The sequence below is a fragment of the Breoghania sp. L-A4 genome (genome assembly GCF_003432385.1).
Classification (GTDB): domain Bacteria; phylum Pseudomonadota; class Alphaproteobacteria; order Rhizobiales; family Stappiaceae; genus Breoghania.
This window is the reverse complement of record NZ_CP031841.1, coordinates 3,355,602-3,369,650: the sequence shown is the minus strand read 5'-3', so window position 1 is coordinate 3,369,650 and position 14,049 is coordinate 3,355,602. Positions and strand designations below refer to the sequence as shown.

Here is a 14,049-nt window from a genome sequence, read left to right as displayed (position 1 = left end):
GTCAGTTTTGTCAATAATGCCCGTGGGTTTGTCAGGCGGTCAACGTGTCATTCCGTCATCTGTCGCAAGCGGGTTTCAGTGTCTCGCCTGACGGGTGCTTTGTCCGTGGGCGTGGTTGCCGGCATTGGCATGCCTCGGCACGTCAGATGTCAAAGCATCAATGCAGAAACGATGTCATGTCGATTGCAACCCGAAAGCGCTGCGTTCGGAACGTTGGTCGTTGGCTTTGATCAGTTTTCCTCGATCGCGTGAGCCGTGAGTGCTGATTTTTTACATGAACCGTGATTTGATTGCTTTTTAAGCAATGAGCGCGTTTGCGAGGCAATTTTACTCGACTTAATAAGTCGTCAATAATTTCCTCGCTGTATCCCGGGCGTTTCTTCATATTCTTGAGTCGACTATTCTGAAAATTATTTCAATTTTAACGGTACCTCCCGAAAACTGACACCATCAAATTCAGAACAGATCAGGTATGCGGGGATCCTGATGAGCGCATGTTGGCGTCACCTTGCTGCTGTTGCAGCGTTGAGTTTTTCGATCGGCCTTGTTGCCGTCGCACCGGCTGTTGCCTCCGATCCGTCGGACGTTGGACTGGCGGAGATCCATGACGCATTGAAGGTCGCGCAACAGCGGCTCGACTACGTCTGGATCCTGATTGCCGCGGCGCTGGTGTTGCTGATGCAGGTCGGCTTCATGCTGCTCGAAGCCGGCATGGTGCGATCCAAGAACTCCGTCAACGTCGCCCAGAAGAACATGCTGGACTTCACCTTCTCGGTGCTCGCCTTCGCCTGCGTCGGTTTCATGATCTCGTTTGGCGCGGGCAACGGCTTCTGGATCGGCGTTGATTCGAAGTTCTTCATGCTGCGCGAGGTCGAGAGCTGGGGGCTGGCCTTCTTCGTCTTCCAGGTGATGTTCTGCGGCACGGCGGCGACGATCGTTTCCGGCGCCGTCGCCGAGCGCATGCCGCTGATCGCCTATCTGCTGTGTTCGCTGCTGATCGCGGGTCTTGTCTATCCGGTCTTCGTGCACTGGGCCTGGGGCGCGGCTCTGGTCGAAAACTCTTCCGCCTTCCTCGGCAACATGGGCTTTGTCGATTTCGCCGGCTCGACCGTGGTGCACGGCACCGGCGCCTGGATCGCGCTGGCCGCCTGCATCGTGGTGGGCGCGCGCAAGGGCCGCTTCGACGCCGCTGGTCGGCCGGTGCGTATTCAGGGTCACAGCCCCGTGCTGGCTACCGCGGGCGCGTTCTTCATCTTCGTCGGCTGGATCGGCTTCAACGGCGGCTCGACCATCGCCGCGGTGCCCGACATCGCCCATATCGTCGCCAACACGGTGCTGGCCGCGGCGACGGGCGGCACGGCCGGTTTCCTCGTCGGCTGGCGGCAGGACGGCATCTTCCTGCCGGAAAAGGCGATTTCCGGCATGCTGGGCGGGCTTGTGGCGGTCACCGCCGGCTGCATGGCGCTGGGGTCGCAGGGCGCGATGCTGGTCGGTGCGCTGGGCGGGCTCGCCGCTGTCTACAGCAACACCATCCTGGAAGCGCGGTTCAAGATCGACGACGCCGTGGGCGCGGTCGGTGTGCACGGCGTGGCGGGCGTGGTGGGCACGCTGTCGGTGGCGCTGTTCGCGCCGCTCGAGCATCTGCCGACCGGCGCCCGTCTTGACCAGCTCGGCGTCCAGGCTCTCGGTTCGGGCGTGAATTTCGTCTGGGCGTTCGGCGTCAGCTACCTGTTTTTCGTCCTGCTCCGGTCCGTCATGCCGATCCGGGTCAGCGCGGAGGACGAGGAGCGCGGTCTGAATGAAACCGAACACGGTACCCGCCTGGGCATCGGCCACGTCGAGGATGCCTACAGCGCCCTGATCAACGGGGAGACGGATCTTTCGTTGCGGCTTCCAGTCACCCAGGGGGATGAGGCCGAGCGGCTGTCGGGACTGTTCAACCGGTTGATGGATTCGATCCAGAACGAGGAACTCGCGCGCAACTTCGAGACCGAGAAGCAGCGCTCGGAGGAAGAGGCGGAACGGCTGTCCGCGCTCGCCAATTCCACCTTCGAGGCAATCACCATCTCGATTGGCGGCATTGTCGCGGACGGAAACGCCGCGCTCGAGGAACTGCTCGGCATACCGATCGACCATCTCAAGGGCCGCAAGGTGCTGGATCTCGTCGATCCTCAGGACCATGACCTGGTGCGCAAGCGCTCGCGGCTCAAGGACAGCAAACCCTATGAGTTGCGCGTCATTCACGTCGATGGAACCGTCATTCCCGTCGAGGTACGCAGCCGCCAGATTGTCTATCGCGGAAAGCGCACCATGGTCTCCGCCGTCGTCGACCTGCGCGATCGCAAGAAGGCGGAGCAGAAGATCCGCCACCTCGCCCAGCACGACCCGCTTACGGATCTGCCCAACCGCGCCGTGTTCACCGATCAGCTCGAGGCCGCCGTGCGGCGCCAGGATGCCCAGGGGGCGATGACCGGCGTGCTGCTCATCGATCTGGATCGCTTCAAGGACATCAACGATCTGCATGGCCATCCGGTCGGCGATCAGGTCATCCGGGAGACCGCGCGGCGGCTGCGCCAGGCGGTGCGGCCGACGGACACGGTGGCGCGTCTGGGCGGCGATGAATTCGCGATCATCCAGTCGGAAATCGGCTTCGCCAACCAGGCGGCGGATCTGGCGCACCGGCTGCTGTTCCTGATCGCCCAGCCGATTGACTGCGGCGGCGGCCTCGTGGTGCGCAACGCCGCCAGCATCGGCATCGCCATCTGCCCGCTCAACGGCACGGGCATCGGCACGCTCATCTCGCGCGCCGACACGGCGCTATACAAGGCCAAAAGCCTCGGCCGCGGCACCTATTGCGTGTTCGAGGAGGGGATGGATGCCGCGGTGAAGATCCGCCGGCACCTGGAAGCCGATCTCACGATGGCGATTGAGCGCGACGAGTTCGAGATTTACTTCCAGCCGCGCCTGGGCGCCGCGACCGCCGAGATCCTCGGCTATGAGGCACTTATCCGCTGGCATCATCCCACCCGCGGCACCGTCAGCCCCACGGACTTCATCCCCGTCGCCGAGCAATCCGGTCAGATCGTGCCGATCGGCAAGTGGGTGATGGAGAACGCCTGCCGGATCGCGCTGTCGGAGTTCGGCGGCAAGCGCGTGAGCGTCAACGTCAGTCCCCTGCAATTCCGCGACAAGGGATTCGTCGAGGCGGTGGAGACCGCGCTTGCGCGTTCAGGCCTGCCCGCCGAGCAGCTCGAGATCGAGATCACCGAGAGCGTGGTGTTTGATGACGACCAGCGCGCGTTCGGCGTTTTGAAGGCACTGAAGAAATTAAACGTGCGCATTGCGCTCGACGACTTCGGGACCGGTTATTCCTCGCTCAGCTATCTCAGCCGTTTCCCCTTCGATGTCATCAAGATCGATCGCTCGTTTGTGTCCTCGATGCCGTCGAGTGCCAGTGCCTGCGCCATCGTCGAGACGATCCTGCGCCTGGGCAACGCGCTCGGCATGGACATTGTCGCCGAGGGCGTGGAAACCGTGAACCAGCTCGACATGCTGGTGCGCGAGGGCTGCGACGAGATCCAGGGTTTCCTTGTCGGCAAACCGGTGCCGCTGGCCGAACTGTTGCGCGAGGTGCCGGCAGAGGTGCGCGAGACTCTGGAGACGGCCCATGCGGCTGCCGACGGGGTCGTCAGCCTCGAGGGCATGGCGGAGCGCATGCGCGATGCGGCCGGCAAGGCCCCGGCACGCGCCACCGAGCGGGCGTAGTGCCATGCGCGCTACGTGGGTGCTTGCCATCGAAGGGGCCGAGGGACACTCCGTCAATATTGCGTTTCCGCAGCGCTGTCGGCAGGATGTTGAGTGCACCTCATGGGCGATCTGGAAAGCCGTCAACGCCTGTGGCCTTCAGTGGGAGCGGGGAGATAGGTTTATCTTTTTGAATGAATTGACTTGAAAATTTTATCCTAAAGAATAAATTTGAGGAGCGTTTCGTGACGGACTGGGACAAGGTTCGGATATGGTACGCCGAGACGGTCAGTGAGGACTGTGAAACGTCGATCGATGCGGCATCGAGTGGGTGTGGAGCGTCGCTGGGGCGTTTGTACGCTTTTCTCGAGAGTCTTCGGGGCCGGCCGTTGGCGCATCTGGAGGCTCTGGTCGAAAGACCTCTTCGGTTCGGCGTCGATGCAAAGCACCCCGGCATCGCCGTCAGTTTCGCCGGCCCCTTCGAAGCCGGCGGGCAGCCGGTCCGGCGGTACACGGTTCAGCATGAGCGGAAACTCGCCGTTCTCCTCGATGTCGGCGCCAGCGAAACAACGATCGTCAGATTCATTTGCCTATGAACCGGTTGGTGCGGTTCTCGAATCAAGCAGGTCCACGTCATGTCGGAACAGGCTCTTGGCTTCGTCAAATACATTGATCTGATTTCCGCAACCGCGGTTATTCATCCGATCGGCGGCGGACCGGATTTGCAGGTGCGCGTCGGAAACCTGGAAAGCCTGAGTGCGCCGGGCTTGAGCAGGGCTGCAGACGAGCCGGTTGGTTTCGAGGTTCGGGAGGGGGTTGCGCATCTGACGCTCGATCCGATCCTTTCCGAGAGTCAAGCGGCGGATCTGCGCGGGCGCGATGTCCTGGGGGCGCCCGTGTGGTCTGGATTCAAGCCGCGGGTGTTTCTCGACCCCGAGGCAATGCCTGGCGACGAGAATTTTCTTGTCGTGGTCGACCCCGAGGAAGGCGCGCAGAGTGCGACGGCTGAACGGTCGGTTGACGATTTCGCCCAGCACCTCGACGCCAAGGTATCTCACATCCTGAAGCTGCTGGAGACGGGACGAGACGAGGCCGCGCCTGGTGAGACGCGCAAGTGGCCGCGGGTCCGTCCGCTGGAGCCGGAACTGCCCGGGACCGGGGAACAGGATGGACTGCAGCGGGTGCGCGCGTCCGTCGCCAGGTCGGATGATGCCCGGCGCGGCTATCACGCGCAGCGCGCGGTCCTGGCGTTCGGCGCATGGCTGCGCGCTCAGCGCGAGGCGCGCGGCATGACGTTGAAGCAACTGGCGGGCAAGGCGGCGACGACCGTGTCGCAGCTATCGCTGGTCGAGCGCGGTCTTGGTGAGCGGGGGCCTTCTCTCGATCTGGTGGCGCGACTGTTGTGGGCTCTGGATCTTGGCCTCGATTTCGGGGAGCCGGACAATGCTGCTGACGAGTAAAGTTCTGAACTTCGCGGCGGCACTCCTGCTCGCCATCCCCGCCTTGCACGCGCTGTTGCGCAGTCAGGGGGCGGATCGATTCGTGTCCGGGGAGCACCGGGACGCGCTGTCGAAGATCGGCAAGGGGATCGCCGGTCGCATGCGCGCGCTTGACAGCGTGCGGTTCGGCCGGTGGTACGTTCTGGCCTCGGTGCTGGGCATTGCCGCTGCCGTGACCGGTTTCTTTCTCGATCTCGCCTGCACCGCGCAATGGTTCGGGGCTTGCAGCTAGGCTTACGAGCGCCGCCAGCCGTTCTCGAAGGTGATCTCGGCGGCGCCGGTGAAGCGGCGAATGCGCTCGAGTTCGGCCAGAAGGGCCTCTTCGCGGGCCTTTGAGGCGCGCACGCAACGCTCCCACCAAAGGCCCTTGACGCGCAACTCGCCTTGCTTGCGGTGGTGCTTCATGTCGATGCGGCCGACCAGCCTGTCGCCCTCCAGCAGCGGGAAGACGTAATAGCCGAACTCCCGCCTGGCCTCGGGCACAAACACCTCGATGCGGTAGCGGTAGCCAAACAGCCGTTCGGTACGGTTACGGTCGCGAATCGCGGGGTCGAACGGGCTCAGGACGCGCAGGCGTCTGGGTGGAGGCGGGGCGGCGGCCAGCCTCTGTTCGATGTCCGGGAAGGCGAGGGCGGGGCGCGTGTCGCCGCCGGCGCCCTCGATTTCGACCTCGACCAGCGTTTCGCCATGGTTGCGGGCGCACCAGTCCTTGACGGTCTCCAGCGGCAGCGCTTCCCAGAAGGCAGTGATCTCAGTGGGCGTCGCGAAGCCGAGCCGGTCCAGCGCGCTGTGGCAGGCCCAGTCAACGAACGCCTCTTCCGTGACGCTGTGGTCGTGATGCTCGGGCGGGATGGCGCGGGCGGACAGATCATAGACCTTCTGAAATCCCTCCCGCCGGATGACGGAGACTTCTCCGGTGCGCCACAGGTATTCCAGCGCCGTCTTCGACGGATGCCAATCCCACCAGCCGTCGCCGCCCTTCTTGGGTGCGCCGGTGCCGCCCGTGGCCTCGTCCAGGCCGAGGTCCCGCGCCATTGTCGGGCCATTGGCCTCCACATGGGCGCGCACCGTACCGATCAGTTCCGCGAACCCGTCGCGGCGCCATTTCTGCCAGCGCTCGCGCAATCGCTCCTGCTCGCGCGCAAACCGGTGCCGCCAGTAGGGAAAATATTTCGACGGGATGATCGAGGCGTCGTGGGTCCAGTTCTCGAACAGGGTCGCCTCCGTTTCGTGTAGATGCTTCAGATCGTCGGGCCGGTAGGACTGCGAACGCGAGAACAGGATCTGGTGGTGGGCGCGTTCCACCGTGTTGATGCTGTCGAGCTGCACAAAGCCGAGATCCTCGATCAGCGCCTGCAGCCCGGCGGCATCGAGCCGCGCGCGCGGATCGCGGGACAGGCGCTGGCCATGCAGAAACAGGCGGCGGGCGTCGGCGTTGGAGATGCGAAGAGTCATGCGGGCCGGAACTGATCTATTGGTCGGACGGGTTTGAAAAATTGTCAAAGGTGCTGGCAATGGCGATGTACCGTCGGTCGAGACCCTCGAAGCCGAACCGGTAGACGGAGACGAGGACCACCAGCACCGGCCCAATGCCTGGGCGCGGGAATGCCAGCACGTCGGAGATGCCATAGTGCACCGGGCAGCCGCGGGAGGCGGGGATCTCGGTGTCCTCCTGCAGGATGCGCAACGGTTGCCCGGACTCGTCCTCCAGCACAAGCGCAAAGCCGCGGTTGACGACGCCCAGCGCGGCGCAGTCGTCTCGGCTCATGGCGATCTCGCTGAGCCGCAGTCGCACGGGGTCTTGGGCGGGGCCGTCGCCGGCCAGAAAAAATGGCAGGAAGCGGGCCGCGTCGCGCGCATTGTCCGCATTGTCCGAAACCAGCTCCCTGCCGTGCTGGGAGCTGATCCGAAGACGCGTCAGAATCGGACGCGCCTCGCGCCGGGCCTCAGCGCGTACCGCCTCCAGTGTGGCGGCTTCGTCGCGCAGCACGGCATGTGCCGGGGTGCCCCGCACCCAGGTGTCGGTCGCGGTCTCCAGCACGAAGATGTCCGAATAGGGGAAGCCGGAGCCGTCCTGCACGCCGAATTGCTCAAATGCGAAATAGGCGCCGTCGGGCGAGAAGCCGATGATCTCGCGGGCCGCGGCATCGGCCGCGTGCGCAGGCATCGACAGGGCGGCCAGCGCACAAAGTGCTGCTATCACGTGGATGATGGTGTGATGCATACGATGGATCATTGCTGCGGCCTCATGGTCTGGTCCCGCCCTTGTCTCCGGTTGCGGTGTTGCGGAGCGGGGGGAGCATTCTTGCCGCGAGCGGCTTGAGCATCAAGGGCAACAGGTAGATGGGCAGTTGACCGAGGGCGAAATAGAGCCAGGCGAGGTCGGGGAGCGATCCGCCCAGGGCCGCCACCATCAGCCCCATGTTGCGGTTTCCCGCCGCATGCGCCACGACAAAGGCGTCTGAGCTGGCGGCCTTTGGCAGTGCCAGCATGGTCAGGGCGATCTGTGTGAATGCGACGCCGAAGCTCAGGGCCGCGATGCCCAGCACAAGCAAGGGGTCGATCAGGAATCGGCTGGCGACGCCGTCCATGGCGGCGATGATGAAACCAAACAGCAGAATCACGTTCAACCCGTCGATCTCGCGCCGGCGCACGACCAGCCGCGCCGGGGTGGCCAGCCGCCGGATCACCCATGACAGCGCCATGGAGCCGGCCAGCAGCGCCACCAGCCGCAGAGCCAGCGACAGCGCGGAAATCGGCAGGGCCGCATCCAGCATGACGCCGGCGATCAGCGGCGCCGTCAGCGGTGTAAGCGCGGTCGCGGCGATCAGCACGGTGAGACTTAGCGCGCCGTCCAGTCCCATCAGGGCGGCAAAGGCCGGCGCGGACATGACCGGCGGCGCGGCGGTGACGATGAACACCGCCAGCATCAGGCCCGGGCTCCGCGCGTTCAGGCCGGTTGCATGCATCAGGAGAGCGGCGAACAGCGGCACCGCGAGCATGATCCACACGGCGGAGACCAGCACAAGCGTGGGCTTGCGGACGCGGGCGATCACCGCCTGCGGATCGACGCGCAGGAAGGCCAGCACCAGAAGCATGAAGATGGCCACTCCGATCATCGGCCGCAGAACGGAAGAGAGGCCCGGCAGCAACAGCCCCAGCACCGCGCTTGCCGCTACGGCGCGCACGCCGCAGTCGCCGAGCCATCGCAAGCCGCGCCCCGATTCGCTCATGGCACGGCTAGCCAACTTATTGATCATGCGGTACTTTCCCCAAACGCTGGAAGTTTCGTCCTGGACGTGATCTGGCTGAGTATTGACACGTTTGTCGGTGGCGAAAAGGAAACTCCAAGTGCAGCGCGTGGATGCGATCGTGTTGGGAGCCGGTATCGCCGGGGTTTCCTCGGCGTTTCACCTGCTCAAGCGGGGGCGTTCGGTCGCCCTGGTCGATCGGCGCGCGCCGGGCGAGGAGACGTCCCACGGCAATGCCGGCGTCATCGAGCGCGACGGGTTCGTGCCGATCACCTTTCCCGACAGTTTCCGCGCGTTGCTCACCTATGCGCTGAACCGCAGTCCGCAGGCGCACTATCACCCGAGCTTTCTGCGTGGCCTGCTGCCATGGCTGTGGAAGTTCCGCGAGCACTCCACCAATGTTGCCGTCGACCGGTTTGCCCGCGCCATCGATCAGCTTGAGCGGCATGCGGCGGCGGAGCACTGGGCGCTGGCGCATTCGACGCCGGCGGAGCGATTCTTTCGCGATACCGGCTGGATCCACCTCTACCGCAGCAAGGCCGGCTTTGCCGATATCGAGCGCGATTTGCACTACGCTCGGATTTTCGGCGCCGGCTACGACATTCTCGAGCCTGGAGACCTGAACGCGCTGGAGCCGCATCTGCGTCCCGTGTGCCACAAGGCGGTCTACTGGAAGGATTCCAGATCCGTCTCCAGTCCGGGCGGTGTCACCAAGGCCTATGCCGAGACGTTCAAGCTGATGGGCGGGGACATATTGCGCGGCAATGCGCTCAGCCTGCGCCGCGAGGGCGAGGACTGGGTGGTGGAGACCACGACGGGCGAGGTGGCGGCCAGGGATGTGGTGGTGGCTCTGGGGCCATGGTCGATGGATCTGCTGCGGCTTTATGGCTACGCGCTGCCGCTGGCGGTGAAGCGCGGTTATCACATCCACTACACAGCGCAAGGCAACGCCAGTCTGAACCGGCCGATCGTCGACATCGACAACGGTTTCGTGCTGACGCCGATGGAGCGCGGCATCCGCCTGACGACGGGCATCGAATTCGCCGACCGCGACGCGGACCCCACGCCCGTGCAGATTCGGCGGACCAAGCCGTTGGCGCGGCAGCTCTTTCCCATTGCCTCGGAGGTCGAGGATGCGCCCTGGATGGGGTCGCGGCCGTGCTTTCCCGACAGCCTGCCGATGGTCGGCCGCGCGCCGCGCCACGATGGTATGTGGTTTAACCTCGGCCATGGCCACACGGGCTTCACCAATGGGCCGGTAACCGGGCGCCTGCTGTCGGAGATGATGACGGGCGGCCGGACCATCGTCGATCCCGCGCCCTATTCGCCCTCGCGTTTCATCGATATTTGAGCTGGCGGGCCTCAGTTTTCCCGTAGCGGCAGTGCCACCGTATCCTTCACGGTGTGCACGACGATGCGCGACTGCACGTCGGAGACCAGGGCGCCGTCGAGCAATTTGAGGCGCAAGAACGTGTCGTAGCTCTTGATGTCGTCGGTCACCACCTTGATCAAATAGTCGACGGCGCCGGTGATGCGCTCGCAGATGGTTACCTCCGGCCAGTGATGCACCAGCTTGTCGAAGGTCTCCATGTTCTCGCGGCTGGGTACCGCCAGCTTGACGAAGGCATAGGCGACAAAATTCAGCCCCACCGCCTCCCGGTCGACGATGCCGGCGATCTGGCGGATGACCCCGGTTTCCTTCAGCTTCTTGATCCGCCGCCAGCACGGGGTCTGGCTCATGCCCGCCTGACGCGCGATCTCGGCGATCGACAGCGAGGCGTCGCGTTGCAGAATCTGCAGCACGCGGATGTCCGTGGGATCGAGAAGGATTTTTTCACTCATACGCTCATTTCCGGAAGAAATTCACAAAATTTATCATGGGAGATGTCACGTTAGCACGAAAATTGCGGTGAAACAGGAGCATTCTCGAGGCGAAGTTGCGCGCACCGCCATGTCCTTGGCGCGCTTTCAGCATTGTGCCGCGCGCTCAGGCTTTGAGGAATGCCCCCATGAATGCATTTGTGAAAACCGTCACGCTTGAAGACAAGTACCTCGCCCAAAAGGGGCGGGTCTACATGAGCGGCATTCAGGCGCTCGTGCGGCTGGGGCTCGACCGCGCGCGGCTGGACCGGGCCGCCGGGCTCAACACGGCGGGCTTCATCTCAGGCTATCGCGGATCGCCGCTTGCCGGCTATGACACGGAACTCCTGCGCGCGAAAAAGCACCTCGCGGCGGCCAACCTGGTGTTTCAGCCCGGGGTCAACGAGGAGCTGGGCGCGACCGCCGTGTGGGGCACGCAGAAGATCAATCTGCAGGGTCAGGGCAGCGACTACGACGGTGTTTTCGGCATCTGGTACGGCAAGGCGCCGGGCGTCGACCGCGCCGGGGACGTGCTGAAACAGGCCAACATGAGCGGCACCGATCCCAACGGCGGCGTGCTGGCGCTGGCCGGGGACGATCATCTGGCGAAATCCTCCCTCATCGCGGCGCAAAGCGAGTTCTTCTTCCTGCATGCGGAAATGCCGGTGTTCAATCCCGCCGATATCCAGGACGTGCTGGATTACGGACTGCACGGTTTGGCGCTGTCGCGCTATTGCGGCTTGTGGTCCGCCATGATCTGCCTGGCGGACACAATGGACGCTTCCGGCATCGTCGATGTCGATGACGCGCGGCTATCGTTCCGCACACCTTCGGGATTCGAGGGGATCGATATCGGCGCGCGCGACCGGCAGTTCCTGCTGGCCGGACGGCTTGAGAGCGAGCGGCTCTTGCGCGACGCACGGGTGCCGGCGGCGCAGGCCTATGTCCGCGCCAACGCTCTGGACGGCAACCGGTTTGGTGCGGAGTTCCCGCGTATCGGGATTGTAGCCACCGGCAAGGCCTATCGCGACCTGCGCCAGGCGCTTGCGCTGATGGGTATCGACGAGGCCCGCGCCCGCGCGATGGGACTGGCGATTTACAAGGTGGCGGTTTCCTGGCCGCTGGAGCCCACCGGCATCTCGCGGTTTGCCCGTGGTATCGACCGGCTGCTGGTGGTCGAGCACAAGCGCGCCTTCCTCGAGCCGCAAATCAAGGAGCTGTTCTACAACTGGCCATCGGACCGCAGGCCGCCGGTCTGGGGCAAACGTACGCCTGAGGGTGAATCGTTCCTCTCCGACGTGCTGGAACTGGGCGCGGCGGAAATCGTCGCCAGCCTGCTGAGTTTCCTGCCGCAGGACATGGTCACCGACGAAATGCGCGCCGTGGCGGACACCATGTCGCGTCAGGCACAGTGGGCCGCCTCGCACACGACGAGCACGGTGCGCACGCCGTATTTCTGCTCCGGCTGTCCGCATTCCACCTCCACCAAGGCGCCCGAGGGTGCGCGCGTCCTGCCCGGCATCGGCTGCCACGTCATGACGGAAATCTCCGGACGTTCCACCGATGGGCAGATCGCCATGGGTGGCGAGGGCGTTCTGTGGATCGGCCAGGCACCGTTCTCGCGCGACAAGCATGTCTTCGCAAACCTCGGCGACGGGACCTATTTCCATTCCGGTATTCTCGCCATCCGACAGGCGGTCGCCGCCAAGGCGCCGATCACCTACAAGATCCTGTTCAACGACGCCGTCGCCATGACCGGCGGGCAGGCGCATGACGGGCCGCTCGACGTGCCCACGCTGACGCGGCAACTGGCGGCCGAGGGCGTGCAGCGCATCGTGGTGCTGTCCGAACGGCCGCATCTGTACGAGGGCCGCACGGATCTGGCGCCCGGTGTCCCGGTGCATGACCGGGACGAACTGATGAATATCCAGAATGAGCTGGCGACGTTCCCGGGCGTCTCGGCGATCGTTTACGACCAGACGTGCGCGGCCGAAAAGCGCCGTCGCCGCAAGAAGGGTCTTTATGAGGATCCAGATATGCGGGTGTTCATCAACGACCGCGTCTGCGAGGGCTGCGGCGACTGTTCGGTACAGTCCAGCTGCCTGTCGGTGGAGCCGCTGGAGACCGATTTCGGCCAGAAGCGGCGCATCAACCAGTCCAGTTGCAACAAGGATTTCTCCTGTGTGAAGGGCTTCTGCCCCTCGTTCGTCGAGGTGCACGGCGCGCAGCTGCGCAAGGCCGAGGGCCTCGGCGTGAATCTCGACGCGCTCGTGGCCCATCTGCCCGAGGTCACGATCGCCGGGCTCGATCAGCCGGTCAACATGCTGCTTGCCGGCATCGGCGGTATGGGGTGACGACGATCGCCGCGGTGCTCGCCATGGCGGCGCACGTGGACGGGGTCAACGCCTCCACGCTCGACATGACCGGCCTTGCCCAGAAAGGCGGGCCCGTCACCTCGCACATCCGCTTCGCCGCGCGTGATACGGCGATCGAGGGACCCCGTGTGCCCACGGCCGCGCTCGACGTGCTGTTGGCCAGCGATATGGTCGTCTCGTGCGGCGCGGAGGCGCTGGCGCTGATGAACGGTGAGCGCACGCGCGCCTTCGCCAACGGCACGGTGGCGCCGACCGCGGAATTCGCCATTCGGCAGACGCAGTCCATCGACGAGGCACAAATGGTCCGCACGCTGGAGCAGGCGGCGCGGGACCTGCAGGTCCGCGATGTCGCGGGCATTGCCGAAACGCTGTTCGGCGACACGTTGTATTCCAACATGATGCTGGTTGGTATGGCGTTCCAGGCCGGCAGCCTGCCGCTCTCGCTTTCCGCCATCGAGGCGGCGATCCATTTGAACGGCGTGGCGATCGACGCCAATCTCAAGGCGCTGGCGGCGGGCCGCATTCTTGTCGCGAACCCCAAGGCGTTGCTTGACGTGCTGCCCGGACGGACGACCGTGCAGCCCATGGAACTCGATGAGCGCATCGCCTTTCTCGCGGACGAGCTCACCCGCTACCATGATGCGAAATATGCGGCGCGCTATCGCGATCTGGTTGAACGTGTCCGGGAGGCCGATTCAGCACGTGGCGTCGGCGGGATGCGGCTCACCCGCACGGTCGTCGAGAATCTCTACAGGCTGATGGCGGTGAAGGACGAGTACGAGGTCGCGCGGCTCTACAGCGAACCGGAGTTCCGCGAGAAGCTGCTGGCGACCTTTGCTGATCCGAAGACGCTCAAGGTGATGCTGGCGCCGCCGCTGCTCTCGCGTACCGATCCCGCCACAGGCCGGCCGAAGAAGCGCGCGTTCGGGCCGTGGATCTTCTCCGCGTTTGCGCTTCTGGCAGCATCGCGCAGGCTGCGCGGGACGGTCTTTGATCCCTTCGGGTACACGGCCGAGCGCAAGGCTGAACGCGCGCTTCTGGCGCGCTATATGGATGATCTGGCACTGATCCTGAACCAGCTCGAAGAGGGCAACTATGGCTTGCTGGTGGAGCTTGCCCGCGTGCCGGACATGATCCGCGGTTTCGGCCCGGTGAAGGAAGCGAGCATGGTCAGGGCGCATGAGAAGCGCGCGCAGCTTCTTGGCCGCTTCAACGCCGGCGGTCCGGCGACCAATCTCGACGACGACAGCGATGGGCATTTCCGGGAGGCGGCGGAGTAGGGGGCTTTTTGCTGTGAGCCCTGCTGTCGCCCATCCTTCG

General features: G+C 64.5%; 11 protein-coding genes. 7 read left to right on the top strand and 4 right to left on the bottom strand.

Annotated elements, in window-relative coordinates:
* Positions 1-525 precede the first annotated feature (525 nt).
* From amt to D1F64_RS15395, 4 genes are all read left to right on the top strand, one after another.
* Positions 526-3,765, top strand: coding sequence for an ammonium transporter (gene amt, locus D1F64_RS15410; protein WP_205470493.1), 3,240 nt, complete (start codon positions 526-528; stop codon positions 3,763-3,765).
* A gap of 224 nt (positions 3,766-3,989) precedes the next feature.
* Positions 3,990-4,340 carry a hypothetical protein gene (locus tag D1F64_RS15405; RefSeq protein WP_117413142.1) on the top strand — a complete coding sequence of 117 codons (351 nt, stop codon included), beginning with the start codon at positions 3,990-3,992 and terminating at the stop codon, positions 4,338-4,340.
* 39 nt (positions 4,341-4,379) lie between these two features.
* Positions 4,380-5,204 (top strand): helix-turn-helix transcriptional regulator, encoded by an 825-nt coding sequence (locus D1F64_RS15400; protein ID WP_117413141.1) that lies wholly within the window; start codon positions 4,380-4,382, stop codon positions 5,202-5,204.
* Complete coding sequence (locus D1F64_RS15395) at positions 5,188-5,475, top strand: hypothetical protein (protein WP_117413140.1); 288 nt, start codon at positions 5,188-5,190, stop codon at positions 5,473-5,475. Before D1F64_RS15400 ends, D1F64_RS15395 begins: the two co-directional genes overlap by 17 nt.
* A 2-nt stretch (positions 5,476-5,477) precedes the next feature.
* Here D1F64_RS15395 and D1F64_RS15390 read toward each other — a convergent pair whose 3' ends face one another.
* From D1F64_RS15390 to D1F64_RS15380, 3 genes are read right to left on the bottom strand one after another with little or no spacing between them, the layout of a single operon-like run.
* Positions 5,478-6,698: a crosslink repair DNA glycosylase YcaQ family protein gene (locus D1F64_RS15390; protein ID WP_117413139.1), complete on the bottom strand. Its 1,221-nt coding sequence runs from the start codon at positions 6,696-6,698 to the stop codon at positions 5,478-5,480.
* Between the two features lie 16 nt (positions 6,699-6,714).
* The gene (locus D1F64_RS15385; protein ID WP_117413138.1) at positions 6,715-7,479 is read right to left on the bottom strand and encodes a DUF2259 domain-containing protein; all 765 of its coding nucleotides are present in this window, start codon (positions 7,477-7,479) and stop codon (positions 6,715-6,717) included.
* A gap of 10 nt (positions 7,480-7,489) precedes the next feature.
* Positions 7,490-8,476 carry a sodium:proton symporter gene (locus D1F64_RS15380; RefSeq protein WP_117413137.1) on the bottom strand — a complete coding sequence of 329 codons (987 nt, stop codon included), beginning with the start codon at positions 8,474-8,476 and terminating at the stop codon, positions 7,490-7,492.
* A gap of 118 nt (positions 8,477-8,594) precedes the next feature.
* On the opposite strand from D1F64_RS15380, the gene D1F64_RS15375 reads away from it, so the two are divergent.
* Complete coding sequence (locus D1F64_RS15375) at positions 8,595-9,845, top strand: FAD-binding oxidoreductase (RefSeq protein ID WP_117413136.1); 1,251 nt, start codon at positions 8,595-8,597, stop codon at positions 9,843-9,845.
* Positions 9,846-9,856: 11 nt separating this feature from the next.
* Here D1F64_RS15375 and D1F64_RS15370 read toward each other — a convergent pair whose 3' ends face one another.
* Entirely contained in the window at positions 9,857-10,336 is a 480-nt protein-coding gene (locus D1F64_RS15370; RefSeq protein ID WP_117413135.1) for an Lrp/AsnC family transcriptional regulator, read from the bottom strand.
* Between the two features lie 167 nt (positions 10,337-10,503).
* Here D1F64_RS15370 and D1F64_RS25490 point away from each other — a divergent pair, with 167 nt between their 5' ends.
* Both D1F64_RS25490 and D1F64_RS25485 read left to right on the top strand, forming a co-directional pair.
* Entirely contained in the window at positions 10,504-12,708 is a 2,205-nt protein-coding gene (locus tag D1F64_RS25490) for an indolepyruvate ferredoxin oxidoreductase family protein (RefSeq protein WP_346432248.1), read from the top strand.
* Positions 12,705-14,009 (top strand): DUF6537 domain-containing protein, encoded by a 1,305-nt coding sequence (locus D1F64_RS25485; protein WP_346432247.1) that lies wholly within the window; start codon positions 12,705-12,707, stop codon positions 14,007-14,009. The genes D1F64_RS25490 and D1F64_RS25485 overlap by 4 nt, the downstream gene beginning before the upstream one ends.
* Positions 14,010-14,049: the final 40 nt, after the last annotated feature.

Excerpts from the sequence above, each read along its gene's own strand:
- D1F64_RS15400 (WP_117413141.1), top strand. The coding sequence starts at position 4,380 with ATGTCGGAACAGGCTCTTGGCTTCGTCAAATACATTGATCTGATTTCC.
- D1F64_RS15395 (WP_117413140.1), top strand. The coding sequence starts at position 5,188 with ATGCTGCTGACGAGTAAAGTTCTGAACTTCGCGGCGGCACTCCTGCTC.
- D1F64_RS15390 (WP_117413139.1), bottom strand. The coding sequence starts at position 6,698 with ATGACTCTTCGCATCTCCAACGCCGACGCCCGCCGCCTGTTTCTGCAT.
- D1F64_RS15385 (WP_117413138.1), bottom strand. The coding sequence starts at position 7,479 with ATGATCCATCGTATGCATCACACCATCATCCACGTGATAGCAGCACTT.
- D1F64_RS15380 (WP_117413137.1), bottom strand. The coding sequence starts at position 8,476 with ATGAGCGAATCGGGGCGCGGCTTGCGATGGCTCGGCGACTGCGGCGTG.
- D1F64_RS15370 (WP_117413135.1), bottom strand. The coding sequence starts at position 10,336 with ATGAGTGAAAAAATCCTTCTCGATCCCACGGACATCCGCGTGCTGCAG.
- D1F64_RS25490 (WP_346432248.1), top strand. The coding sequence starts at position 10,504 with ATGAATGCATTTGTGAAAACCGTCACGCTTGAAGACAAGTACCTCGCC.